Source organism: Microbacterium meiriae, from assembly GCF_040702565.1.
Classification (GTDB): domain Bacteria; phylum Actinomycetota; class Actinomycetes; order Actinomycetales; family Microbacteriaceae; genus Microbacterium; species Microbacterium meiriae.
The window spans coordinates 1,505,283-1,528,238 of the sequence record NZ_JBFBLJ010000001.1; the positions used below are offsets into that span (position 1 = coordinate 1,505,283).

General features: G+C 66.9%; 26 protein-coding genes, 1 tRNA gene and 1 pseudogene. 6 read left to right on the forward strand and 22 right to left on the reverse strand.

The features are described from left to right. Positions 1-6 precede the first annotated feature (6 nt). From AB0310_RS07290 to AB0310_RS07335, 10 genes and pseudogenes are all read right to left on the reverse strand, one after another. A complete protein-coding gene (locus AB0310_RS07290; RefSeq protein ID WP_366236885.1) occupies positions 7-606 on the reverse strand; it encodes a dTMP kinase in 600 nt (199 codons plus the stop codon). Then, the gene (locus tag AB0310_RS07295) at positions 603-1,280 is read right to left on the reverse strand and encodes a C1 family peptidase (protein WP_366236886.1); all 678 of its coding nucleotides are present in this window, start codon (positions 1,278-1,280) and stop codon (positions 603-605) included. Before AB0310_RS07295 ends, AB0310_RS07290 begins: the two co-directional genes overlap by 4 nt. Beyond that, positions 1,280-2,398 (reverse strand): ImmA/IrrE family metallo-endopeptidase, encoded by a 1,119-nt coding sequence (locus AB0310_RS07300; protein WP_366236887.1) that lies wholly within the window; start codon positions 2,396-2,398, stop codon positions 1,280-1,282. The genes AB0310_RS07295 and AB0310_RS07300 overlap by 1 nt, the downstream gene beginning before the upstream one ends. Before the next feature lie 70 nt (positions 2,399-2,468). Then, entirely contained in the window at positions 2,469-2,630 is a 162-nt protein-coding gene (locus AB0310_RS07305; protein ID WP_366236932.1) for a hypothetical protein, read from the reverse strand. Further along, a pseudogene (locus tag AB0310_RS07310) lies at positions 2,626-2,766 on the reverse strand (helix-turn-helix transcriptional regulator); the annotation flags it as partial. The gene AB0310_RS07305 and the pseudogene AB0310_RS07310, both read right to left, overlap by 5 nt. Continuing rightward, positions 2,759-3,145, reverse strand: a complete 387-nt coding sequence (acpS, locus tag AB0310_RS07315) for a holo-ACP synthase (RefSeq protein WP_366236888.1) — start codon at positions 3,143-3,145, stop codon at positions 2,759-2,761. The gene acpS and the pseudogene AB0310_RS07310, both read right to left, overlap by 8 nt. Next, entirely contained in the window at positions 3,142-3,999 is an 858-nt protein-coding gene (locus AB0310_RS07320; RefSeq protein WP_366236889.1) for a hypothetical protein, read from the reverse strand. The genes acpS and AB0310_RS07320 overlap by 4 nt, the downstream gene beginning before the upstream one ends. Continuing rightward, entirely contained in the window at positions 3,996-4,370 is a 375-nt protein-coding gene (locus tag AB0310_RS07325) for a hypothetical protein (RefSeq protein WP_366236890.1), read from the reverse strand. The genes AB0310_RS07320 and AB0310_RS07325 overlap by 4 nt, the downstream gene beginning before the upstream one ends. A 61-nt stretch (positions 4,371-4,431) precedes the next feature. Next, complete coding sequence (locus AB0310_RS07330) at positions 4,432-5,496, reverse strand: tyrosine-type recombinase/integrase (protein ID WP_366236891.1); 1,065 nt, start codon at positions 5,494-5,496, stop codon at positions 4,432-4,434. An 823-nt stretch (positions 5,497-6,319) separates the two neighbouring features. Then, positions 6,320-7,630 (reverse strand): AAA family ATPase, encoded by a 1,311-nt coding sequence (locus tag AB0310_RS07335; RefSeq protein WP_366236892.1) that lies wholly within the window; start codon positions 7,628-7,630, stop codon positions 6,320-6,322. Between the two features lie 140 nt (positions 7,631-7,770). Here AB0310_RS07335 and AB0310_RS07340 point away from each other — a divergent pair, with 140 nt between their 5' ends. Further along, the gene (locus AB0310_RS07340) at positions 7,771-8,013 is read left to right on the forward strand and encodes a tyrosine-type recombinase/integrase (protein WP_366236893.1); all 243 of its coding nucleotides are present in this window, start codon (positions 7,771-7,773) and stop codon (positions 8,011-8,013) included. A gap of 191 nt (positions 8,014-8,204) precedes the next feature. On the opposite strand, the gene AB0310_RS07345 is transcribed toward AB0310_RS07340, so the two are convergent. Next, positions 8,205-8,278: transfer RNA gene (locus AB0310_RS07345), tRNA-Pro, on the reverse strand. Between the two features lie 189 nt (positions 8,279-8,467). Here AB0310_RS07345 and AB0310_RS07350 point away from each other — a divergent pair. The 5 genes from AB0310_RS07350 (at position 8,468) to AB0310_RS07370 (ending at position 12,112) form a co-directional block, all read left to right on the forward strand. Continuing rightward, positions 8,468-9,076, forward strand: a complete 609-nt coding sequence (locus tag AB0310_RS07350; protein ID WP_366236894.1) for a GNAT family N-acetyltransferase — start codon at positions 8,468-8,470, stop codon at positions 9,074-9,076. After that, positions 9,073-9,528 (forward strand): hypothetical protein, encoded by a 456-nt coding sequence (locus AB0310_RS07355; protein WP_366236895.1) that lies wholly within the window; start codon positions 9,073-9,075, stop codon positions 9,526-9,528. The genes AB0310_RS07350 and AB0310_RS07355 overlap by 4 nt, the downstream gene beginning before the upstream one ends. Before the next feature lie 62 nt (positions 9,529-9,590). Further along, entirely contained in the window at positions 9,591-10,259 is a 669-nt protein-coding gene (locus AB0310_RS07360; protein WP_366236896.1) for a lysoplasmalogenase family protein, read from the forward strand. Beyond that, positions 10,259-10,633: an Hsp15 family ribosome-associated heat shock protein gene (hslR, locus tag AB0310_RS07365; protein ID WP_187661841.1), complete on the forward strand. Its 375-nt coding sequence runs from the start codon at positions 10,259-10,261 to the stop codon at positions 10,631-10,633. The genes AB0310_RS07360 and hslR overlap by 1 nt, the downstream gene beginning before the upstream one ends. 39 nt (positions 10,634-10,672) lie before the next feature. After that, on the forward strand, positions 10,673-12,112 hold the full coding sequence (locus AB0310_RS07370) for an HNH endonuclease signature motif containing protein (RefSeq protein ID WP_366236897.1): 1,440 nt from the start codon (positions 10,673-10,675) through the stop codon (positions 12,110-12,112). Between the two features lie 50 nt (positions 12,113-12,162). Here AB0310_RS07370 and AB0310_RS07375 read toward each other — a convergent pair whose 3' ends face one another. The 11 genes from AB0310_RS07375 to pyrG all read right to left on the reverse strand — a co-directional run bounded on the left by AB0310_RS07375 (position 12,163) and on the right by pyrG (position 22,956). After that, complete coding sequence (locus tag AB0310_RS07375) at positions 12,163-13,110, reverse strand: NUDIX domain-containing protein (RefSeq protein WP_366236898.1); 948 nt, start codon at positions 13,108-13,110, stop codon at positions 12,163-12,165. Positions 13,111-13,172: 62 nt separating this feature from the next. Beyond that, the gene (der, locus tag AB0310_RS07380) at positions 13,173-14,645 is read right to left on the reverse strand and encodes a ribosome biogenesis GTPase Der (RefSeq protein WP_232089245.1); all 1,473 of its coding nucleotides are present in this window, start codon (positions 14,643-14,645) and stop codon (positions 13,173-13,175) included. Between the two features lie 40 nt (positions 14,646-14,685). Next, positions 14,686-15,384, reverse strand: a complete 699-nt coding sequence (gene cmk / locus AB0310_RS07385) for a (d)CMP kinase (protein WP_187661845.1) — start codon at positions 15,382-15,384, stop codon at positions 14,686-14,688. Next, a complete protein-coding gene (locus AB0310_RS07390; protein WP_259954750.1) occupies positions 15,377-16,513 on the reverse strand; it encodes a prephenate dehydrogenase in 1,137 nt (378 codons plus the stop codon). The genes cmk and AB0310_RS07390 overlap by 8 nt, the downstream gene beginning before the upstream one ends. Then, positions 16,510-17,307, reverse strand: coding sequence for a pseudouridine synthase (locus AB0310_RS07395; RefSeq protein WP_259954748.1), 798 nt, complete (start codon positions 17,305-17,307; stop codon positions 16,510-16,512). Before AB0310_RS07395 ends, AB0310_RS07390 begins: the two co-directional genes overlap by 4 nt. Continuing rightward, complete coding sequence (scpB, locus tag AB0310_RS07400; protein WP_419181712.1) at positions 17,304-17,927, reverse strand: SMC-Scp complex subunit ScpB; 624 nt, start codon at positions 17,925-17,927, stop codon at positions 17,304-17,306. Before scpB ends, AB0310_RS07395 begins: the two co-directional genes overlap by 4 nt. Continuing rightward, positions 17,917-18,786: a segregation and condensation protein A gene (locus AB0310_RS07405; RefSeq protein ID WP_268777289.1), complete on the reverse strand. Its 870-nt coding sequence runs from the start codon at positions 18,784-18,786 to the stop codon at positions 17,917-17,919. Before AB0310_RS07405 ends, scpB begins: the two co-directional genes overlap by 11 nt. Continuing rightward, on the reverse strand, positions 18,770-19,603 hold the full coding sequence (locus tag AB0310_RS07410) for a ParA family protein (RefSeq protein WP_164498181.1): 834 nt from the start codon (positions 19,601-19,603) through the stop codon (positions 18,770-18,772). The genes AB0310_RS07405 and AB0310_RS07410 overlap by 17 nt, the downstream gene beginning before the upstream one ends. A 164-nt stretch (positions 19,604-19,767) precedes the next feature. Next, complete coding sequence (gene xerD / locus AB0310_RS07415) at positions 19,768-20,670, reverse strand: site-specific tyrosine recombinase XerD (RefSeq protein ID WP_187661850.1); 903 nt, start codon at positions 20,668-20,670, stop codon at positions 19,768-19,770. A 2-nt stretch (positions 20,671-20,672) separates the two neighbouring features. Further along, the gene (locus AB0310_RS07420) at positions 20,673-21,269 is read right to left on the reverse strand and encodes an NUDIX domain-containing protein (protein WP_366236899.1); all 597 of its coding nucleotides are present in this window, start codon (positions 21,267-21,269) and stop codon (positions 20,673-20,675) included. Further along, positions 21,262-22,956 carry a CTP synthase gene (gene pyrG / locus AB0310_RS07425; protein ID WP_366236900.1) on the reverse strand — a complete coding sequence of 565 codons (1,695 nt, stop codon included), beginning with the start codon at positions 22,954-22,956 and terminating at the stop codon, positions 21,262-21,264. Before pyrG ends, AB0310_RS07420 begins: the two co-directional genes overlap by 8 nt.

The following is a 22,956-nucleotide window of genomic DNA, read 5'->3' on the forward strand; positions in this document are numbered from 1 at the left end:
GTCTAACTATCCGGCGAGTAGATCGCGTTTTCGGAGCTCTGCGATGATCAGATCGGTTACTGTTCCGGGGTCTCCTTGTGGCACGCGAACGGTGAGTTCGGGGTTCGCGTCAGCTATTTCCTGATATCCCGTGAGGATGGGGTTGGAGTTGTTTGCGTCCTCCTCGTATGGCTTGTCGAAGAGGAATACGACTGATGCGGTGAGCGGAGTCCAGATGCTGTCGATCAGGTTCCGGAATGCGTACTCGGTGACACCAGCGGCTGGGAAGTCTCCGCTGTACCACCCATAGGCGAGGGTTGACCACCACCAGCGGTCGAGAATGACCGCTTGGCTGGTTAGGAGCTCTTGGATGTGCGGGACGCTCTCTGCGTGGCACGCAAGGTGGGCGAGTTGCTTTGCAACGCCGGATGCTGGAGCTCGGAGCGGCGACTCGAGCATGCTGTAGGTCTCGTCGGTGAAGACGCTGAGACCGCTTGGCATGTGGATATGCCGCGTCGTTGATGGATCCAGGACGTGTTGCAGTGCCTGAGACTGGGTGCTCTTGCCGGTCTTGTCAAGACCTTCAAGGACGATGAGGGTGCCGGGTTCGAGGGTGATGGTGGTCATAGTCGACTCTCCGTTGAGACGTTGTTGATGGTGGCAGCTTGAACAGCAAATCCGATGAGGTAGGCGGTGGGAAGCCAGCAGTAGCCGCCAAGCGCCCACTCTTCTCCCCAACTGTTCTTGACGAGCAGTAATCGACCTTTAGAAGGGTGGTTGGCCGCGCCGACGCAGACGACGGCATGGTAGCCGCCCGCACTTGTGCGCACATCTGGAACAGCAACGATGCCGTCCTCTCCAGGGAGAAGCAGCTCATCGGTAACTTCCAAGACCAGAATCACAGGGCGATCTCGAGAGAGTGCTTCTTCCAGCGGCTCTTCGTCTCCGTCGTGGAGCAGTGATAGGTCGTGCAGCTCAGCGCGCAACCACGGGGGCTGGCTGAGATCGGACGGCGGGTCTTCGGTGCCTGCTCCAAGATGAGGGTTGTAGGGCCACGATGCGAGCGCAGGCTGCCCGTGGCGTCGGAGCGCCGGGTCGACGCTGTTGAGCAGCATGCCTTGATCTGAGGTGAGCCCAGCTTTGGTGGCCTGCCACCAAAGAGCTTCGGGGGCGAAATGATCGTTCGAGGCGCGAAGCGCCTCATGGGCTGCGGAAGACGCGACGACAACACAGGTTGGCCGGAGACCCTGATCGAGAATATCCGGCCCGATGAATGAGCGAAGGTCAACGTCTTTCCGCATTACTGCCCCCAGTCCACGCCGTCTTGCTCGTCGCGCATGAACGCAGCAAGCAGGCGTTGACGGAATTCGACCTCTGGTGCGCCACGCACGAGTGCGGTGACGTCGAGCCGATCGACCGGAGTGTCTGGTCGGCCTGGTCGAATCTGAGTCAGTCGAATTGAGTCTTCTCCAGGTGCTTCTGCACTGTAGGCGACTACTCGTGTGACGGCTCCTCCGATGAGCGAGGTTCCAGCGTGGTATGACTCGCCGACGACGTGGTCGAGCAGGAGGGTGGCTACCTCAGATGATGTGTTCGTCGAGGGGAAGGCGATGACTTCCCCTCCCGTCGCAGAATCCGTTTCTGTGAAGGCCGTGCCCTCTCGGAATGGCCGCGGTGCAGGACGGAACGGGTGGATAGTTGCGTGTGTCTCCTCGGCGCACCATCGATAGCCAGTGGAGGGACGCTCGGTGAGCCGCAGGACAATCGCATCGCCAACAAACGCATTGATCTCGGCACGATCATGCGGGTGGTCCAGGATCCAGACCTCTCCGCGCGCGTTAGGAAGCTCCATGCCGTCAGCGAGCTTGCGCTTGATCGCCGCTGGCCGCGCTTTGAGGAGTGCGGCTGAGTTCTCTGCTGAGATGTGCTTGGTGTTTGTGAGTTGCCGGACTGCTGCTTCGTAGCTGACATGCATGTCGCGTGCTGCCTGATAGGCCTGTTCCGGTTCCACGCGGCTTCTGGAAGTGATCCCGTAGCGGCGTGCGGTTGGGTACAGCAGTTCGAGCGGCATCAAGAAATGGGCCGCGAAGATTTGCGCATTAAGTTCGCGGGAACCAGAGCGATGCTGGCCGAGCACAGCGTCCTCGTTATCCACGCTGAGCACGTCCTGATCCATGTACCAATGCCCAAGCTCGTGTGCAGCCGTGTAGCGCTGCAGAGTGGCAGGGCGGTCGCTGTTGATCAGCACTCCTCCAGGATTTCCCGGCAGAACTGCTCCGAGGAGATCTTTCAGTGGCCGAAACCGAAGCTCGAGCCCCGAGGCCTCGATCGCTTCGAACGGATCTATCGGCTCGGACTGATCCAACCGGAGTTCGTTGAGCGCGTTGCTTGCTGCTTGGACGGCGGCCAGGCGGGTCATGCGCCATCATCCCCTGGAGCGGGACGCGCCCCTCGCGGGGATGCTCCGGCCGCGAGGAACTCGGCGAACCTCAGAACTTGGTCTTTATCCTCATCTGAGAGATCACGAGTCGCGCGATACAGCGCACCATCAGCAGCAGCGACAGGAGCATCTGCCTCCTCGCCCAGGAGCCATTCGACTCGTCGTCGATACAACCGGGCAAGTCGCCGGAGTTCCAGCGCAGAAACGCCACGTTTGCCAGTCTCCATCGCGTGCACACTGGTCCGGGGGACGCCGAGAGCCCCACTAACCTCTTCCTGAGTTAGTCCGAGCGACTCTCGGGCCTCCCGAATACGAGAGGCAACAATATTCAGCTCGTTCTCAGACACTACGTTCTCCTTTCATCATGAGTACGAATGCCACCGCAAACCCACTTTCATGGCTCAGTGCGACGCTCCAGTCCGTTATGCCGAGTTCCTCGGCGCGTTCCTGCGCAGCCCCGGTCAGTATCAGGTTGGGTGCTCCGTAGGCGTCTCGTTGCACTTCGATGTCGAGCAGCGCAATGCTGCCGATTCCTCTCCCGAGCGCTTTCATTGTTGCTTCCTTCGCAGCCCAGCGCGCGCCGAGGCGGGCTGGATCTGCGGCCGCGTCTTCTTGCTCGAGGGCTGTAAACGCAATATCGAGGAACGTGTCGTCTTCCTCTAGCATGCGAGCTATGCGAGCGCAGTCGACGAGGTCGACCCCCGTCGCTATTGCCGCGATACTCACGCTGATACCGCCTGCGTTTGCTGTCGGACGGCAGCCGCATCTGACAGAATCCGGTCGACACCAGCTTTGCCCGAGTAGTCCCCGCGTTCAGCATTAGCGTGGCCAGCTATGACTGCCAGTTCGCCCGGACGGTACCCCGTCTGCTGGCAGAGGAAGCTTTGAAGACGAGCCAGGCCAATTAGGTTGCCGTAGCCACGCGTAATGAGGTGCCAATGACGGTACACGCCCAAGATGGACAAAGCTCCGCCACGAACGCTGATGTCGACGTGTACGAGGCAAGGAAAACCGCGGGTGCGGTTATCAGAGACTGCAAACTCTTCGAGCACTCCACCAGCATCGTCCGCTTCACCGGCAACCGATATGTCACTGAAGTTGGACGCTCGCCGTCGTTGCTGGTTCTCTTTGCGAAGCGCCTCAATCCTGGTCGCCAACTGGTTAACGCCCGTGGAGGTCTTTCCAGGCCAAGAGATCATGCGAGAAAAATATGTACCTCCCTGGTTCGCGTACACCTGTTGAAGCGTTGGGAGCAGCTCAAGATAGGTCGCATAGAGCTCATCCGCTGCCTCGTCGAGCTGCGATACTCCCTCTTCAGGAAGGTCCGCTGACCACTCAAACCCAGGGTCGTTGTATACGGCCGCAGGGAAGATCGTGTTTGCGACGGTGGCTACTGCGTGTTTTGAGCGAGTCGCGAGGGCTCCGTCAACGACACCGGTGACTTCGTCCCAGGCACCTGCCTGCGGGTCACTAATCGACACGAGAGCATGAGTCGCGGTACCTCCGGTCTCGGCGTTCACCGCTGCGAGAACCTCTATCCACGCATCAGACAGGAACTGAGTCGAGATATGCAAACTCATGACAGAGCTCCCATCGTCGTGTGCAGCACATCGGCTACGCCTTCCAAGGTCGACCACCGAGAACGGTCGATCTTGCTCAGGTTGGGCGGCTTCCGGTCTAGCTCCTTGTAGTAGCGCCCCAGTAGGAACACCACCTCGATCGAATCCATCAACCCCGTCGGGCTAACAGACGAGACCGGTTCGTGGTGGAGCTTTGCAAGGGATCGACTGAGAGCGGACTGGATCTGACCTTTACTCATGGCCTTCGCTGCGAGCAAGGTCATCGGCATCCCCAAAGTGTCGTAAACCACGCCACCCGGCACGCTGGCGGGCGTGGCGAGTGGCGATTGCTCTACACCCCTGCCGGGTGCGGGCATTGCGTTGTTTGTCATGTAGCTATTGTCGGATATTCCGACATGCTTGTCAAGCATCCCGACATCGGGCTGTCGGCGATCAGCTTGCCCTCCCAAACGCCTGCTCCAGGAACTCCGCAGTGACAGGATTCACTGTCTCGTTGCGGCGGATGTAGTGCTCTCGCGTGATCGAGGGATCGCTGTGCCCGAGGAGTTCGGAGGCGAGTTGCAGTCCCCCGATCTCGTTGATCGCGGTTGCTGCGGTTCGGCGGAACCGGTGCGGAGTGACGTCAGGCACTCCGGCCTGCTCCATCACGTCGCGAAGCTGTCTGCGGATGTTGTTCGTCGTGTGCGGTGTTCCGACGCGAGTGGAGAACAGCAGGGTGTCGGGGTGGGTGAATCGGATCTTCTCGATCCGTGCGCGGATGGCACGGAGCGTAAACCCGGGAAGCGCGACCCGGCGAACGGAGCGGGCAGTCTTCGGGTGATCTTGGCGGTGGGTGGGTTCACCCCTCCGACTCACGATCGTTCCAGATATCCGCACCGACGGTATCGGCACGTCCAGGTCGAGATCGCCAAGGCGGATTGCGAGGACTTCACCAATGCGTGCTGAGGTGCCGAGCATGACCTCCACAACCTGCCCGAGCTGTCCGTCCGGTCTCGGTCCCGCCTTGATCGGTCGATGCTCCCACGCGCTGATACCTACACGGATGGCTTTGAGCTCATCCCACGAGAAGATGTCCGGGGTGCGGACTGGGCGACGGAGCCTGGAGACGTGATCCATTGGGTTGCGCGGTAGAACCTCGTGGCGCACCGCGAGTGCAAGGGCGAGGCGGAGGACGACGCGGGCTTGGCGTGCCCTGTTGTAGCTCTGTTTCGCGAGTTGTTTGAGGAAGTAGTCGCAGCGAGCGACGCCGATCTCACGGAGAGTGACGTCTTTGAAGAACGGCAGAACAAGGGTACGCATGTTGCGTTCATAGAGCAGCCTCGTCGTCCTGGAGAGTCGGTCTTCGAGGTCCATGTCTTCCAGCCAGTACGACACCAGCGCCGGGAAGGGACTGTCGGCGGTCATCCCAGTGAAGCCGGGCTGGAATAGATCGCGTTCGGCGAGTTTTTTCTTCAGCGAGCGTTCGGCTGAGGGCCTTGTCGCGCCGGTGGTTTGCACGTGTCTACTCTTCCCGTCCCAATCGCGGTATCGGGTGCGGGCGACGTAGCGTCCGCCTGGTGTGCGCGTGGTGGTGATGCTGCCGAAGGTGCCAATCGGGGTGCGGGGTCTAGCCACGAACGCACACCTCCGAGATCTCGTGCGGGGCAGAGCTCTGTGAGGGCCTTGCGCTGTGGAGTTGTTGTTGCATCATTCAAGTCTGGGATGCGGTCTATTCTCCTCGTGCATACCCCGTCACGGAGACGATCATCCATGGCTGGAATCCACTTTGACGATCTGAATAAGCGCACGGCGAGGGTGATGCTCGCGAAGTCAGCCCTGGGTTACAACATCACTCATTGAGTGCCCCAACCGGGACAAGACTGTAATCCTCGTTCGTCACCTTGAAATCGTTGGTTTTACGAGGGTCTTCCGACGGTCAGGGCGTATCGGTTTCCAGTCTAGTTGTGCCTCTAAGTGATGTTCGTGGGCCGGTGGTGACGCCGCTTGAGACGGCTGGAACCCCGGCCACCCCTGACACGTTGCAGGCGATAGTCGCGGCGTACCAGTCCGGGCGTCGCTGGTCTCGATCGCACATGAGTATCGGTTGGGCAGGATACGGTGCGGGATCTGCTCGTGGATGCTGCTGTCAGGATCCGTCGTCAAGAGCCGGAAGACGCCCAGGTCACTCAAGCCGTTCGCAGCTATTAGTCGGGGCTGACGACGCGTGAGATCGCACGGGAACTCGGCGTGGGTCACTCGATGGTATGGCGCGGGCGTTGAAGCGGGCAGATGTCGAGTTCAGGCCCAGTACTCGTCGCGTCGGGCGCAAGCTCGCACGAGGCTAAACGCCAGCGACGTCCGATGTGCCAAGGATCTCGGCGGCGTTGAGATCGAGGGCCGCGCACATTTCGTCGAAGTGATCGGGGTCGACTGCGTTAATAAACTCGAATGCTGCACGCAAGACGGTGATTGCTTCACCGATCCTGACAGGTTTGCTGATGTCGGCTTCTTCGTTGTGTGATTGGCGATGAACGAATCGAGTGACTCGTTGGCGCAGGGGGTCGGCGACGGCCTTGGCTTCAAACGCTCTGCGCATAGAACCTTCGAAGTCGCCGATCTTGCTGGGGTACTTAAAAGCGAGAAATGCCTCAAGCATCTGCCGCGCTGCATTGGGAATGATCGCGCTTGCCTCGAGCTCTGTGGCGAGGTCTCCTTCGGTGGCATCGGTGCGGAGAACGTCAGCGACACGCCAGAAGAGGTAGTGATACTGGGAGCGAAGCTTCTTTCGCAGTTTCTCGTCTGTCCACGAGATCATCGTTGGACGGCGGCGCGCGGTTCCGTCGGGGCGGTTCTGGTAGCGGGCTCGGAGCTCATAGATCGAGTACTTGCAGTCCTTCTTGACGCTCGGAGGCAATCGGTCGAGCTGGTTACTCCACATACGGAAGAGCTCAAAACTGTGGGTGAGCAGGATCACCTGATGTTGAGAGCTATTGCCGACCAACGTGCTCCAGAGGTGACTGGACGCACCAACCAAGATCTCTTGGTCGAGGCTCGAAACGGGATCGTCAATGACGACGGTCGCGTTGATGTTGCGGGTCTTTTCATCACGCAGGCTGCACAGGAAGTAGAGCAGGGAAATGGCTGTCTGTTCGCCTTCACTGAGCGCCGTTGCAGGCTTACCGTTGCGTTGGATCGAGTATCTGTCGTCTTGTTTGGCGAAAACGAGTTCGTCGCGACCGAGGAGGCTTGCCACATCTCGCGTCAGCTCCTCCGCCAATGGTGAGGGGTCAAGGTCCGTTACGTTGATGCGTTCGCGTTCTGCGGAGAGGTCTGTTTGTTCCTTTTGGAGCTCATCTGCGGACTCAGACTGCTCTTTAGCCTCCGCGAGGTGCGCGCGGTAGTCGGCAACGATCGATGCCAGGCGTGCTTGTTCGACCCTGCGTGCAGCATCGTTCACGGCTTCTTGGTACGAGGCAGACCGGGTGTTGTGCTGCTTGAGGACGTCGTTGAGCGGCTCAAGGCTAATGGAGACCACACCAGGGAGCTGGTCAATTTCAAGGACGCCGAAGGGCGAAGCATGCTTCTGGGCGATCTGTGAACGCAGCGCGGCAATGCGTTCGCGGTACGCTTGAAGGGCCGCGACATCCGCCACGTCCCCATCCTGCAAGCCCTCACACCCGTCCTGGAACGCCTCACCCACGACCGTGAAACCGACGAGCGGCTACTTACTGGCCCCGAGGTGGCGTACTCACCACAGCATCCGTGCGAGATGCCACCAAGTGGGATCAGCTTGTGACCGAGCTCGAGCTACCCAGCCTCACCCGGCACGGGCTGCGTCACACCGGAGCGACCTGGCTCGCCGACGCTGGCATCCCGCTCCATGTCCTCCAAGGCGTCCTCGGCCACAAATCGATCGAGACGACCCGCGGCTACCTCCACCCCGACACCAGGCACCTCACCGACGCCGCCGCACGAGCCAACGCGTTCCTCGACGGACACGAAAACCCCGAGCGGACGACGGCACCTCGGCGATGAAAAGGCGGCCGATCGCGGCCCAAAACGGGCTCCAGGTCCCGGCCAGGTCCCGGCTCGTCGCAACAGCCGCAATCGACGCGTCCCGAAAGGCATCAGCACCCGCGAACGGATGCTTCCATAAACCCCTCCGAAAAGGACAACAGAAACGACGAAGCCCAGGTGAGAAACCTGCTCTCACCTGGGCTTTTCTGTCGGGATGACAGGATTTGAACCTGCGACCCCTTGACCCCCAGTCAAGTGCGCTACCAAGCTGCGCCACATCCCGTTGTTCTATTTTCGAGCCGTACCGAGTCGTTACCGCACTTGACCCCCAGTCAAGTGCGCTACCAAGCTGCGCCACAGCCCGTTGTTCTGCACTCTCGCGCAAGCAACTCCCCTATCTTAGCCGCACCCGCGGCCCTCTCGCGAACCGAGGCGTTGCGGGGTGTCGGAAGCTGCTTGTACCGTCGCCTGCATGTCGACGATCACGACCGCGCTGGCGACGACCGCCCACTGGGATGACGTGCAGCACGCGCTCACCGGCGGCGGTGACGGGGCGAGCTGCCAGTGCATCTGGCCGGTGCTGCCGAACAAGGACTGGAATCAGACCACCACGCCTCAGCGCACCGAGATGTTCCGCGCCGAGATCGACGAGGCTCCCCCTCCGGGACTGGTCGCGTACGTCGACGGCGAGGCCGCGGGCTGGATCCGGATCGGACCGCGCACCCGTCAGGCCCGGATCCCCCGCACCCGAATGATCGCCGCGTCGAGCACCGAGCCGTTCGACGACGAATCCGTGTGGGCGGTCACCTGCTTCGTCGTCCGCAGGGAGCATCGGGGCACCGGGCTCAACGCGGAGCTGCTCGACGCCGCGATCGCGTTCGCCCGGGAGTCGGGCGCCCGCCTCATCGAGGGGTATCCCGTCGACACCCATGGCGAGAAGCAGCGGGCGAACGATCTGTACCACGGCACACTCGGGACGTTCCTCCGCGCCGGCTTCACGGAGAAGGCGGTGATGAAGCCGGGGCGCGTGCTCGTCGCCCTGAAAATCACACCGAACGAGAGCGATAGCGTGAAGGCATGAGCGTCGCGAACTCCTCTCTCGATGATCCCGACCTCGGACCGCTCCACCGGGCGACCTCCGAACTCGACGACGGTTCCGTCCTCACCCACGACTGGTTCGTCGGCAGCGTCGAAGTCGACGGCCGCACCTACGAGCTGATGGTCGAGGGCGCGTCGCCGGACGAGGTCGCGCCGCTGCTCCCCCGGCTGCGCACAGTCGTCGCCGCGCTCCCGGGACTGAGCCGCGTCGCCTCGGACGCCGTGGTCACGACGTTCAGCACCGGAGAACCCGCCCCCGCCGAGCTCGACGAGGCGGCCGACGACTTGGAGCTCGAGACCATCGAGGCCGGAGCCGACGGCACCGTCGTCCTCCACTTCACGGACACCTGCGGCGAGCACTTCCCGGAGGGCTACTGGCCCGCCGTGCACCTCGATGGCGAGGGCGCCGTGGCCACGGTCACCGTCGAGTCCTGAGTCGGCCCGGTCCGATCGACCGCCTTCGAGACGACATGCCCCTCCGGTCATACGATGGAGGGATGCAGCGCCGCACCCTCCCTCCCGCGATCGTGTGGGCGTTCGTGCCGTACGTCGTGGTCTCTCTCCTGCACGTTGTGCTTCTCGCGCTCGGCCACGACCTCGCGGGGCCGACGAAGCTGCTGCTCATGCCGCTGCTCGCGGTGCCGGTCCTCGTGGCGGCGCGACGGATCCACCCGCCCGTCACGGTGGCCCTCCTCCTCGTCGCCCTGCTCTTCTCGTGGCTGGGTGACGGCGCGGGCGCGCTGTTCCCCGCGGCACCCGAGCTTCCGCTCATGCTGGGCTTCTTCGGTCTCGCGCACATCGCCTACATCGTCCTCTTCGCCCGCCACCTGGCGCGCCGCCGGCTGCCGTGGTGGACGGCGATCTACGCCGCCTGGTGGCTCGCGATGATCCTCGTCCTCGGCCCACACACGGGCCCGCTCCTCATCGGCGTCGCCCTGTATGGTCTGCTCCTCGCGGGCACCGCCGCGTTCGCCGCACGATGCCATCCGCTGGTCGCGACGGGCGGCGCGTTCTTCCTGGCGAGCGACACGATCCTCGCTTTCCGGCTCTTCCTTCCGGATGCCCTTCCGGCCTGGAGCAGCCCCGCCGTGATGCTCACCTACACGCTCGGCCAGGGCCTGATCGTCGCCGGCGCCCTCGTCTCCCTGCAGCGGAGGGCCGCCTGATGGTCGACAGCGCGCGGGTGGACAGCTGGCTCTGGGCGGTGCGCGTCTACAAGACCCGGTCCGCGGCGACCACCGCATGCCGCGCGGGGCATGTGCGCGTCAACGGCGACAAGGCGAAGGCCGCGCAGGCGGTCCGCGTGGGCGACGAGCTCCGCATCCGCATCGCGGGCTTCGATCGGATCCTGATCGTGCGCCAGATCCTCGTCAAGCGTGTGGGCGCGCCGCTGGCCGCCCTCGCGTACGAAGACCGAACGCCGGAACGCGAGCCGCAGGCAGCCCTCGGCGTCCGGGACCGCGGCGCCGGACGACCTACGAAGCGGGAACGTCGAGACATCGATCGCCTTCGCGGACGAGGCGATATACAACAGGACTGAACCCTTCCTTGATTCGAACATATGTTCTAAAATCGAAGTATGACGAACCTCACGACCGCACCCCTCGACCTGGAGGAGCGGCGACGCGTGCGAGACGCCTGGGCGGAGACCCGCCGGCGCATCGCGGCGCTGGAGGCAGAGGCCGCGGAGCTGTTGGTCGCGCAGATCGCTTTCCACGACGAAGACGTCGCGTCAGCCCCGCACCACCGTGACGCCATCCACCGCTCGATGGTCGCCGAGTTCGCCGCGGCGGGGCGCGTTTCCATCGGCACCATGGAGTTCGCGTTCGCCGACGCTCTTGCGCTGAGCACGGCGCTCCCCCGCGTGCGGCAGGCCTTCCACGAGGGAACTTTGAGCTCCGCACACGTCCGGGAGGTCGCACGGGCGAGCGCCATCGTGGACGAGGCCATCCGCAACCGCGTCGTCGCGCCGGAGACGATGGCGCTGTTCGAGACGGCGGTGCTCGTCGTCGCCGAAGCCGAGACCGCGGCGCGCACGCGGGTGCATGCCCGCCGCGTCGCCTCCGCTCTCGTCGGCGAGACCATCACGGAGCGACACCGCCGAGCGGCGGACGAGCGCTGCGTCACGGTGCGATCGGTCGACGACGGCCTCGCGGTCCTGACGGCCATACTCCCGGAGTGGGCGGCGGTGGCGATCGCCGACCGGCTGAGTCAGCTCACCCGCACGGTGCTCCGGGCGCGCGCTGCGGTTCCCGCGCGTGATGCGGGGTCGGACGGAGCGTCGCATCGCCTGGCTCCTGCGAACCACGAACTACTGACTGCTCACAGCGTCGAAACGGATCGCCCGTGCGATGACACCCGGGCGGGGACTACGATCCCGAGCGCCGACGGCGACACGTACGCCCTCGACCCTGAGGCGGAATCGGCCCCCTCAGACACCCGCACCTGGAGCCAGGTGCAGGCCGACCTGCTGACCGATCTGCTCCTCACCGCCGATCCGAGTGCCGTCGAGGGCGACGGTATCACCGGGGTGCGGGGTCGCCTGCAGGTGACCGTGGCGGCGACGACCCTCGCCGGACTCGACGACCGTCCCGGCGAACTGGACGGGCACGGTGCTCTCCACCCGGATGTCGCCCGCGCTCTGGCCGGACGAGACGGCGGATGGACGCGCTTGTTCCTCGACCCTCGCGGGCAGGTCGTCGAAACGGACGCCTACAGCCCGACCGAGAGCATGCGCCGGTTGCTCCGCGCCCGCGATCAGCACTGTCGGTTCCCGGGGTGCCGCCAGCCGGTACACCGCTGCGACATCGACCACACCCGGGATCATGCGAAGGGCGGCCCGACCCGCGTCGACAACCTCGCGCACCTCTGCCGCGGACACCATGTGCTGAAACACCCCGATATCCCGGAGCCTCAGCGCTGGACGGTACGTCAGCATCCCGGCGGGGTTCTCGAATGGCGAAGTCCCCTCGGCGCCGTCCACACCGATCACGCCCCGCGTCGGGTCGCGTTCGTCTGAAACATTAAACGAGCACCTGGGACCGTGGAGCGAAACGCCCGCGTCTCGCGCTACGCGTCGAGAAGGCGATGGAGCCAGCCACTGGAACGCACCTGGGCCCCGGCGGCCTCGACGCGGGACTGCAGCTCGCGGTCACTGGTCACGGCGAGAACCGGCGAACCGCTCGCGACCCGGCGTTCGACCTCGGCCACGATCGCGTCGTCACCGGCGCCCTCCGCGCGCACGACGTCCAGGGCCAGGCTCGCGACGCCGGCTTCCGCGGCCGCGGCATCCGCAGGTGATCCCTCGGCGGAGGCCTCCGCGATGTCGCGCGCGCGACCTTCCACGACGAGCGATACCTCCGGGAACCAGTCATCCCCCGCGAGTCCGAGGTCGTCCGCGCGCACAGAGAGGCCCGTCAGACGATCGCGCAGTCGTGCCGCGGCTCCGGCGCGATCCTTCCACCAGCCGTCCGGGACCGAGCCCACGACGTTGGCGGCGTCGACCACGACCACCGGATGCGCCGAGAGCTGAGCCCGCAGCATCGGCCACGCCGCACCGAAGCCGGGGTGCAGGGGCAGCGCGTCCACGTCCTCGACGGGTACCCACGACAGCGCCACGCTCTCCGGGTCGCTGATCACGGGGTCGAACGGCGTCCGCACATCGGCGACGACGGTGGTGTACGACCAGATGCCGAGATCGAGCACACTCGTGAAGCGGGGCCGCACCGCACCATCCGGCACTCCCGCCTCCTCCTGCGCCTCGCGCACGGCACCGACGATGGCCGCCTCACCCTCGTGCAGCGCTCCCCCGGGCAGACCCCAGGTGCCGCCGAAGTGGCTCCACGCGACGCGATGCTGCAGCAGGATGCCGCGCTCCGCATCGACGGCGAGGAGACCTGCGGCACCGAAGCGCCCCCAGTACCGCTCGCCCGTGTCGGCGACCACCCAGGCATCGCCCGGATCGCGAGGCCCCTCGGGGCGACGCGGTTCACCGGCGGCGGGAGGTACGACAGTCACCCCCTCAGCTTTTCACAGCATCGGGGCTCCGGCGCCACCGCCGCGACATGCGCGGCAACGAGTCAGCGCTGACGCTTCTCCCGCACCCGCATGTTGATCACGATCGGAGTGCCCTCGAACGAATACAGCTCCCGCAGGCGGCGCTGGATGAACCGGCGGTAGCCCGGGTCGAGGAAACCTGTCGTGAACAGCACGAACGTCGGCGGACGGGTCGAGGCCTGGGTGCCGAAGAGGATGCGCGGCTGCTTTCCACCGCGCACCGGGTGCGGGTGCTCGGCGACGAGCTCGGCGAGGAACGCGTTGAACTTGCCGGTGGGAATCCGGCGATCCCAGTTCTCCAGCGCCGTCTCCAGCGCCGGGACGAGCTTGTCGAGGTGACGACCGGTCTTCGCCGAGATGTTCACGCGGGGGGCCCACGCGACATGCGCGAGGTCCTGCTCGATCTCGCGCTCCAGGTAGCGGCGACGGTCGGCGTTCTCCAGGTCGTCGTCGTTCAGGCGATCCCACTTGTTGAACGCCAGGACGAGCGCGCGGCCGGACTCGAGAACGAGGTCGATGATCCGCACGTCCTGCTCGCTGATCGTCTCGGAGACGTCGAGCACCACAACGGCCACTTCGGCCTTCTCCAGCGCGGCGGAGGTGCGCAGCGACGCGTAGAAGTCCGCACCCTGCGCCATGTGCACGCGGCGACGGATACCGGCCGTGTCGACCAGGCGCCACATCTTGCCGCCGAGCTCCACGACCTCGTCCACCGGATCACGGGTCGTGCCGGCGAGGTCGTTGACGACCACGCGCTCCTCCCCCGCGGCCTTGTTCAGCAGCGAGGACTTGCCGACGTTCGGGCGCCCCAGGATCGCGACACGGCGCGGGCCGCCGATCTCCTGCTTCGCGACGGCGGACACCTCGGGGAGCTTCTTCAGCACGGCATCGAGCAGGTCCGCGACACCGCGACCGTGGATCGCGGAGACCGGGTGCGGCTCCCCGAGACCCAGGTTCCACAGGGCGGCCGCTTCCGGCTCCTGACGCCCGTCGTCGATCTTGTTGGCGACGAGGAAGACCGGCTTGCCGCTCTTGCGCAACAGCTTCACAACGTGCTCGTCGGTCGATGTGGCGCCCACCATGGCGTCCACGACGAACAGCACGACATCGGACAGGTCGATCGCGACCTCGGCCTGTGCCGCGACCGAACGGTCGATGCCCCGGGCGTCGGGCTCCCAGCCGCCGGTGTCGACGACCGTGAAGCGGCGATCGTTCCACTCGGCCTTGTACGTGACGCGGTCGCGGGTGACACCGGGGGTGTCCTCCACGACGGCCTCGCGACGGCCGAGGATGCGGTTCACGAGCGCGGACTTGCCGACGTTCGGCCGCCCGACGATCGCCACCACGGGCAGCGCGGGGCTGTACTGGATGCCGTCCTCGCCGAGGGTGATGCCCGCGAGGAGCTCCGCGTCCTCGTCGTCCAGCTCGTAGTCGGCGAGGCCGGCGCGCAGGGTCTCCGCGCGCTGCTCGGCCAGCTGCTCGTCGAGCTGGTCCATCTTCTCGGCGAGCTGGTCGGGACCGCCTTCGTATTCGTCGTCAGCCACGGTGTGCTCCTCGGAGTCGTTCGATCACCGAGAGAACGGCGTCGATGGTCTGGGGGAAATCGAGTGCGGTCGAGTCGACGACCTCCACGCCTTCCGCGGCGTTGAGGAAGTCGACGACCGCGCTGTCGGAGGCGTCGCGCTTGTGCAGGGCGTCCGCGACGGCGGCGGCGTTCTCGCCTGCGAGCTCGCCCGCGCGGCGGGCGGCACGCACCTCCGGTGCGGCGGTCAGCAGGATGCGGACAGGCGCATCGGGTGCCACGACGGTCGTGATGTCGCGACCTTCGACCACCACGGCCGGGTACGGCGCCTCGGCGACCAGTGCCCGGAAGAGCTCGTTGACCTGGGTGCGCACCTCGGGCACCCGGGCCACGCCGCTCACGGCGCCGGACACGCGGGGCTCGCGGATCGCCTCCGTCACGTCCACGTCGCCGACACGTACCGTGCGATCATCCGGGTCGAGCCCGAGGCGGACCGGGAAGTCGGCGGCCGCGGCGCGTACGGCCTCCGCGTCGTCGGTGTCCGCGCCGCGATCGAGCACGTGCCAGGCGAGAGCCCGGTAGGCCGACCCGGTGTCGAGGTAGCCGAAGCCCTCGCGACGCGCGATCGCCTTGGACACGCTCGACTTGCCGGACCCGGCGGGACCGTCGATGGCGATGAACTTCGTGGCGGAGACGGTGGAAGTGTCAGTCATTGGTGTTCCCTGCGATGCGCCAGCCGCGTTCCTGGAGCCCGGTGATCGCGCCGTGCAGCGCCGCGGGGTCGACACTGATCTCGGCGAGGCCGAACTGCGCGCCGGGAGAATGCTCCAGCCGCAGGTCCTCGACGTTGACGCCCAGCTCGCCGAGCTCGCCGAACAGACGACCCAGCTGACCGGCGGTGTCGTCGACCATGACGACCAGTGTCTCGAAGCGTCGGTTCTGTCCGTGCTTGCCGGGGAGGCGCTCGACACCGTCGTTGCCCTGGCGGATGGTCTCCGCGAGCACGCGTCGGGCACCCGGTGCGCCCGGAGCGCGCAGCGCATCGGCGACCTCGCTCAGATCGGTCGCCAGCGCGTCGAGGATCTCGACCACGGGACCGGCGTTGGCGCCGAGGATCTGCACCCACAGCTCGGGAGCGGACGCGGCGATGCGCGTGGTGTCCCGCACGCCCTGCCCTGCCAGGCGGAGCGCGCCCTCCTCGGCCCCGGCGAGACGCCCGGCGAGGAGACTCGCGATGACCTGCGGCACATGCGAGGTGAGGGCGACGGAGCGGTCGTGCTCCTCGGGAGTCATCTCCAGCGGCATCGCGCCGACATCGAGGGCCAGCGCCTCGACCAGCGCGAGGTCCCGCGCGGTGGTGTCCTCGTCGCGGCACACGACCCACGGCCGTCCGATGAACAGGTCGGCTCGCGCCGAGATCGCCCCGCCGCGCTCCCGGCCGGCGAGCGGGTGGGAGCCGATGTAGCGGGCGAGGTTCACACCGCGGTCACGGAGCGTGCGGAACGGCTCCAGCTTCACGCTCGCGACATCCGTCACGACGGCGTCGGGGTAGCGCTCGAGCTCTGCCTGGATCACGTCGGCGGTCACATCCGGCGGCACGGCCACGACGACGAGCACCGGGGCGTCGTCATCCTGCGGAAGGCGTCCGGCGCCGTAGTCGACGGCGAGGCGCAGCTGCGCGGGGGACGCATCCGTGAGGACCACGTCGATGCCCTTCGCGCGGAGGGCGTGGCCGACGCTGGCACCGAGCAGCCCGGCACCGACGATGCGCACGGTGCCGGACAGGCGCGGCGCGACGGCACCGGCCTTCCGCGCCGCGGGCGCACTCGTCGTCTGGGTCATTCGCTCTCCTGCTCGCCTGGCGCCTCGGCGACACCGGATTCCCGGCGCGCGAGGGTCAACAGCGCGCCGAGTTCGATTTTACTCAGTTCCCGCGTCCGGCCCGCCGGGAGGGTTCCCAGGTGAAGCGGACCGAACTGCCGCCGCACCAGTTCGGTGACCGGATGACCGACCGCGGCCATCATGCGACGCACGATCCGGTTGCGTCCCGAGTGCAGCGTGAGCTCGACGAGGCTCGAGCCCGCCGACGTGTCGAGCAGGCGGGCCTTGTCGGCGGCGATGGGGCCGTCCTCCAGCTCGATGCCCTTCGTGAGCTTCGAGATGGTCTGCGCCGTCACCGTCCCCTCCACCTTCGCGATGTAGACCTTGGTGACGCCGAAGGACGGGTGCGCGAGGACGTGCGCGAGCTCGCCGTCGTTGGTGAGCAGCAGCAGGCCGCTGGTCTCGGCGTCCAGGCGCCCGACGTTGTAGAGCCGCTCCTCGTAGTCCTTCGTGAAGCGCCGGAGATCCGGACGACCGCTCTCGTCGCGCATGCTGCTGACCACGCCCGTCGGCTTGTTCAGCATCACGTAGCGCTTGGACACGTCGAGCTGCACCGCAGTGCCGTCGACGTCGACGAGGTCGCGCTCCGGGTCGATGCGGCGGCCGAGCTCGGTGACCACCTGGCCGTTCACGCGGATACGCCCCTCGACGATGTACTGCTCGACGACCCGACGGGACGCGACGCCGGCGGCGGCCAGCACCTTCTGCAGTCGGACGCCCTCGGGGGCTGCGGAATCGTGGGCGTCGGTGGTCATCGGACCGTCCCTTCGTCGAAGCCGTCGGCGCCGTCATCGAGGAGCGGCGAGATCGGCGGAAGCTCATCCAGAGAGTTGATGCCGAGATGCTGGAGGAGCGCATCGGTCGTGCCGTAGTTGATCGCCCCGGTCTCGGAGTCGGCGAACAGCTCGGTGATCAGGCCCCGTGCGAGGAGTGTGCGGACCACGGAGTCGACGTTGACCGCGCGGATCGAGGCGACCTGGCTACGGGTGACGGGCTGCTTGTACGCGATCACCGCGAGCGTCTCCAACGCGGCCTGCGAGAGCCGGGCCGGAGCCTGGCCGCCGACGAACTCCGCCACGACCGGATCCAGGTCCTCGCGGACGTAGAGCCGCCATCCGCCGCCGACCTCCCGCAGCTCGAAGCCGCGCCGCGGACCCGCGCCCCGGCCGTCGTAGTCCTCGACCAGCGACTCGACGGTCTGCCGGACAGCGGGCACCGGCGCGCCGACCGCCGCGGCGAGAGCCACCAGACCGATCGGCTCGTCGACGATGAAGAGGATCGCCTCCACGCGCTCGCTGAGGGGCAATTCGGCGCCCGTCACGGCGTCGGGCTCCTCGCGGAGCCCGGATTCCGTCTCGGTCATGTCATCGGTCATAGTCGGCCCCCAGGGTCGCGAGTGTCTCGTCCGACCAGGAGTCGGCGGCCCAGCGGAGCGTCAGCTCCCCGAGCGGTTCCAGTTGTTCGAAGGACAGCGCCGCGTGCCGGTACAGCTCCAGCACCGAGATGAAGCGGGCCACGACGATGCCCGGCTCGGTGACGCCGGCGACGAGCTCGCGGAAGCTCAGCGATTCGGTGCCGCGCAGCAGCGTGACGACGATGGCGGCCTGCTCGCGGATGCTGACCAGGGGCGCGTGCAGGTGGTCGAGCCCGACGTGCGGGATCTCCTTCGGTGCGAAGGCCAGCAGTGCCAGAGCCGCGAAGTCGTCGGTCGTGAGCGACCAGACGAGCTCGGGTGTCTGCTTCCGGTGCTTCTCCTCCAGCGGCACCGCGCGCACGTGGCGGCGGTCCTCCCGCTGCAGGCACCGTGCGAACCACGCGGAGACCTCCTTGAACGCGCGGTACTGCAGCAGACGGGCGAAGAGCAGGTCGCGCGCTTCGAGCAGGGCCACAGCCTCGGCATCGACGAGCTCGCCCTGCGGCAGCAGACCCGCCACCTTCATGTCGAGCAGGGTCGCGGCGACGACGAGGAACTCCGACGCCTGGTCCAGCTCCTCCTCGTCCTCGAGGTCGGCGAGGTACGCGATGAACTCGTTGGTGACGGCGCTCAACGACACCTCGGTGATGTCCATCTCGTGCTTGGAGATGAGGGTCAGCAGGAGGTCGAAGGGGCCGTCGAAGTTCGACAGCGAGACCCGGAAACCGGCGTCGTCGGCGGAGGAAGCCTCCGCAGCGTCGACGGCGTCGGCGAGTGCCGGGACCTCAGCGGTTCCGAGCTCGTCAGGCGACGGCGCCACGGGCGACCAGCTCCCTGGCCAGCCGCAGGTATGCCTGTGCGGCCGCGTGCTCTGGAGCGAACTCGGTGATCGGGACCCCCGAAACCGACGCATCCGGGAACTTCACGGTGCGGCCGATCACGGTCTCCAGCACGTCGTCGCCGAACGCCTCCACGACGCGTTCGAGCACCTCGCGCGAGTGCAGCGTGCGCGGGTCGTACATGGTCGCCAGCAGCCCGTCCATCTCGATGGAGGGGTTCAGGCGATCGCGCACCTTGTCGATGGTCTCGATGAGGAGGGCGACACCGCGCAGCGCGAAGAACTCGCACTCGAGCGGGATGATGACGCCGTGCGCCGCCGTCAGCGCGTTCACGGTCAGCAGGCCCAGCGACGGCTGGCAGTCGATGAGGATGACGTCGTACTCCCCCGCCACCTGCCGGAGCACGCGGGCGAGGATCGTCTCGCGGGCGACCTCGTTGACGAGGTGCACCTCCGCGGCCGAGAGGTCGATGTTCGCGGGGAGGACGTCGAGACCCGGCACGTTCGAGTGCACGATCGCGTCGTGGGCGTCGCGCTTCGTGTCGAGCAGGAGGTCGTAGACCGTCGGCACGTCGTGCGTCTGGATGCCGAGACCGGCGGACAGGGCGCCCTGCGGGTCGAAGTCCACCGCGAGCACCTTGCGACCGTACTCCGCGAGGGCGGCGGCGAGGTTGATGGACGTCGTCGTCTTGCCGACGCCGCCCTTCTGGTTGCAGAGGGCGATGATGCGAGCGGGGCCGTGCGACTTCAGAGGCGCCGGGATCGGGAAGCCCTGATACGGACGGCCGGTGGGTCCCATGGGAGTGTCGTCGGCCTTCTGTGCCTTCGCCCTGGACTTCGCCGCTTTCTCAGCCACCGGTTCTCCTGCTCCTTCGTGCTTGCTCGATTGTAGCGGCCATGCGTTCCCCGGCCGTCCCGGCGCGCGGCGGGCCGCCTCGGGAGGAGGCACGGATCCGCGCGGGATCAGCGCGCCCGGGGGTGCGAGGTCGCGTAGATGTCGCGGAGGGCGTCCACCGACACGTGGGTGTAGATCTGCGTCGTCGCGACCGAGGAATGCCCCAGCAGCTCCTGCACCACGCGCACGTCGGCGCCGCCCTGCAGGAGGTGGGTCGCGAACGAATGCCGCAGGGTGTGTGGGGAGACCTCGGCGGTGAGCTGCGCGCGCTCCGCGGCGGAACGGATCACCAGCCAGGCGCTCTGCCGCGAGAGCGGAGCGCCCCGCGCGCCGAGGAAGAGCCGGGCCGACGCACGTCCCTTCGCCGCGAGGCCCGGGCGGACCCGGGTGAGATACGCGTCGACCGCGGCGCGGGCATACGACCCCACGGGGACGATGCGCTCCTTCGAGCCCTTTCCCCGCAGGCGCAGCACCTCGCCGTGCGCCATGTCGTCGACGTCGAGCCCGACCGCCTCCGACACCCGGGCACCCGTCGCGTAGAGAAGCTCCAGCAGCGCCCTGTCCCGGATGCCGAGCGGCTCCTCGGCCGACGGCGCGGCGAGCAGCCGCTCCACTTGGTCGATCGTGAGGGCCTTGGGCAGCCGGCGCGGGGTCTTCGGCGGGCGGAGGCGCCCAGTCGGATCGTCCGCCTCGATGCCCTCCCGGGCGAGGAACCGGTGCCAGCCGCGCACCGAGGACTGCAGGCGCGCCAGGCTCGTCGCCGCGGGCGGCGGCTCCGCCGAGGCACGGTCGGCGACGAAACGGTCGACCACCACGGACGTGATATCCGCGGTGTCGTCGATCCCCTCCGCCGTGAGCCAGTCCCGGTAGCCCTCGAGGTCCCGCCGGTAGGCGCCGACCGTGTGCGCGCTCAGGCCGCGCTCGATCGTCACGTGACGCAGATACGCGTCGAGGGCGCGATCGAGCAGCATCCTCAGCTCCGGTCGCGCAGCCTCTGCGCCGCGGCCAGCACGCCGATGGAGAGGATGCCGTTGCGCAGGCGTCCGGCCATCACTCCCGCGACGGCGTCTTCCAGCGGCACCCAGGCGAGCTGGATGTCCGCCTCCTCGTCCTCGCGGTCGTGCGCGGTCTCGGCGGCCGAGAGCCCGGTCGCGAGGAACACCCGGATGAGCTCGTCGTTGCCGCCGGGCGTCGTCCACGAAGACACCAGCGGCTCCCAGTGGGCGGCGACGAGGTCGGCCTCCTCCGCGAGCTCGCGACGGGCGGCCGCCATCGGCTCCTCGCCCTCGATGTCGAGGAGGCCCGCCGGCAGCTCCCAGTCGCGGTGGCGGATCGGGTGACGGTACTGCTGGATGAGCAGCACCCGCCCCTCGTCGTCCAGCGCGAGGATCGCGACGGCGCCGGGATGGGCGACGTACTGCCGCACGATCTCGCCCTCGCCGTAGCGGACACGATCGGAGCGGACGTCCCAGACGCGCCCTTCGTAGACGAGGTCGCTGCTCAGGACCTCCGGCTCGAAGGGCTCGTCGCGCAGCGACTCGTCCACAGGACCCGTCCCCGACTCACTCATCGACGGGCACGTCGAACAGCTCGCTCGCGCGGTGCCGGGCGATGGCCGCGCCGACGAGACCGCGGAACAGCGGGTGCGGGTCGGTCGGACGCGAACGCAGCTCCGGGTGCGCCTGGGTGGCGATGTAGTACGGGTGCACGTCGCGCGGCAGCTCGACGTACTCGACGAGATCCAGCTCCGGGTTGAGGCCCGAGAACACCAGACCGGCCTCCGACAGGCGATCGCGGTAGGCGTTGTTCACCTCGTAGCGGTGACGGTGACGCTCGGACACCTCGGCGGCGCCGTAGACCTCGCGCGCCAGCGAGCCCTCGGCGAGAGCGGCCTGGTAGAGACCGAGCCGCATGGTGCCGCCCAGGTCGCCGCCGTCGAGGATCTCGATCTGCTCGGCCATGGTCGCGATGACGGGCTCCGCGGTGTCCGGATCGAACTCGCTGGACGAGGCTCCGGCGATACCGGCCACGTCGCGGGCGTACTCGATGACCATGCACTGCAGGCCGAGGCACAGGCCGAGGGTCGGGATCCCCTGCTCGCGGGCGAACTTCAACGCGCCCAGCTTCCCCTCGATGCCGCGGATGCCGAAGCCGCCGGGCACGCAGATGCCGTCGAGCTCGGCCAGCTGCTCCTGCGCGCCCTCGGGCGTCTCGCAGCGGTCGGACGGGATCCAGCGGATGTTGACCTTGGTCTCCTGCGCGAAGCCGCCGGCCTTGAGGGCTTCGGTCACGGACAGGTAGGCGTCCGGGAGGTCGATGTACTTGCCGACGAGACCGATCGTGACCTCGTGCTTCGGGTTGTGCACGGCGTGCAGCACCTTGTTCCAGCGCGTCCAGTCGACGTCGTCCGCCTTCTGGTCGAGACCGAGGCGCCTCACGATGTAGGAGTCCAGGCCCTGCTCGTTGAGGGTGGAGGGGATGTCGTAGATGCTCGGCAGGTCGACGGTGTTGATGACGCCCTCGACGTCCACGTCGCACATGAGGGCGATCTTGTTGCGGTTGCTCGCGCTCACCGGGCGGTCGCTGCGGAGCACGAGCGCATCCGGCTGGATGCCCACCTGACGGAGCGCGGCGACCGAGTGCTGGGTCGGCTTGGTCTTCTGCTCGCCGGACGCCCCCATGAACGGCACGAGCGAGACGTGCACGAAGAACACGCTGTCACGGCCGAGCTCGTGACGCAGCTGGCGGGCCGACTCGAGGAAGGGCTGCGACTCGATGTCGCCGACCGTGCCGCCGACCTCGGTGATGATCACGTCGGGACGCGGGTCCTCGGTCGCCTGCAGCCGCATGCGGCGCTTGATCTCGTCGGTGATGTGCGGGATGACCTGCACGGTGTCGCCCAGGTACTCGCCGCGGCGCTCCCGCGCGATCACCTGCGAGTAGATCTGACCGGTCGTGACGTTGGCCGCCTCGGACAGGTTGATGTCGAGGAAGCGCTCGTAGTGGCCGATGTCGAGGTCGGTCTCCGCACCGTCGTCGGTCACGAAGACCTCGCCGTGCTGGAACGGGTTCATGGTGCCCGGATCGACGTTCAGATACGGGTCGAGCTTCTGCATGACCACGCGGAGTCCGCGGGCGGTCAGGAGGTTGCCCAGGCTGGCCGCGGTGAGCCCCTTGCCCAAAGACGAAACGACACCACCAGTCACGAAGATGTGCTTGGTCGTGTCGTTCTTGGGCCCCGCAGAAGAAGAGTTCAT

What these genes read in the sequence shown, in the direction of transcription:
- AB0310_RS07290 (WP_366236885.1), bottom strand. Translation starts at nt 606, where the DNA reads ATGACCACCATCACCCTCGAACCCGGCACCCTCATCGTCCTTGAAGGT.
- AB0310_RS07295 (WP_366236886.1), bottom strand. Translation starts at nt 1,280, where the DNA reads ATGCGGAAAGACGTTGACCTTCGCTCATTCATCGGGCCGGATATTCTC.
- AB0310_RS07300 (WP_366236887.1), bottom strand. Translation starts at nt 2,398, where the DNA reads ATGACCCGCCTGGCCGCCGTCCAAGCAGCAAGCAACGCGCTCAACGAA.
- AB0310_RS07320 (WP_366236889.1), bottom strand. Translation starts at nt 3,999, where the DNA reads ATGAGTTTGCATATCTCGACTCAGTTCCTGTCTGATGCGTGGATAGAG.
- AB0310_RS07325 (WP_366236890.1), bottom strand. Translation starts at nt 4,370, where the DNA reads ATGACAAACAACGCAATGCCCGCACCCGGCAGGGGTGTAGAGCAATCG.
- AB0310_RS07350 (WP_366236894.1), top strand. Translation starts at nt 8,468, where the DNA reads ATGTCGACGATCACGACCGCGCTGGCGACGACCGCCCACTGGGATGAC.
- AB0310_RS07355 (WP_366236895.1), top strand. Translation starts at nt 9,073, where the DNA reads ATGAGCGTCGCGAACTCCTCTCTCGATGATCCCGACCTCGGACCGCTC.
- AB0310_RS07360 (WP_366236896.1), top strand. Translation starts at nt 9,591, where the DNA reads ATGCAGCGCCGCACCCTCCCTCCCGCGATCGTGTGGGCGTTCGTGCCG.
- hslR (WP_187661841.1), top strand. Translation starts at nt 10,259, where the DNA reads ATGGTCGACAGCGCGCGGGTGGACAGCTGGCTCTGGGCGGTGCGCGTC.
- AB0310_RS07370 (WP_366236897.1), top strand. Translation starts at nt 10,673, where the DNA reads ATGACGAACCTCACGACCGCACCCCTCGACCTGGAGGAGCGGCGACGC.
- der (WP_232089245.1), bottom strand. Translation starts at nt 14,645, where the DNA reads ATGGACCAGCTCGACGAGCAGCTGGCCGAGCAGCGCGCGGAGACCCTG.
- cmk (WP_187661845.1), bottom strand. Translation starts at nt 15,384, where the DNA reads ATGACTGACACTTCCACCGTCTCCGCCACGAAGTTCATCGCCATCGAC.
- AB0310_RS07390 (WP_259954750.1), bottom strand. Translation starts at nt 16,513, where the DNA reads ATGACCCAGACGACGAGTGCGCCCGCGGCGCGGAAGGCCGGTGCCGTC.
- AB0310_RS07395 (WP_259954748.1), bottom strand. Translation starts at nt 17,307, where the DNA reads ATGACCACCGACGCCCACGATTCCGCAGCCCCCGAGGGCGTCCGACTG.
- scpB (WP_419181712.1), bottom strand. Translation starts at nt 17,927, where the DNA reads ATGACCGATGACATGACCGAGACGGAATCCGGGCTCCGCGAGGAGCCC.
- AB0310_RS07410 (WP_164498181.1), bottom strand. Translation starts at nt 19,603, where the DNA reads ATGGGACCCACCGGCCGTCCGTATCAGGGCTTCCCGATCCCGGCGCCT.
- xerD (WP_187661850.1), bottom strand. Translation starts at nt 20,670, where the DNA reads ATGCTGCTCGATCGCGCCCTCGACGCGTATCTGCGTCACGTGACGATC.
- AB0310_RS07420 (WP_366236899.1), bottom strand. Translation starts at nt 21,269, where the DNA reads ATGAGTGAGTCGGGGACGGGTCCTGTGGACGAGTCGCTGCGCGACGAG.
- pyrG (WP_366236900.1), bottom strand. Translation starts at nt 22,956, where the DNA reads ATGAACTCTTCTTCTGCGGGGCCCAAGAACGACACGACCAAGCACATC.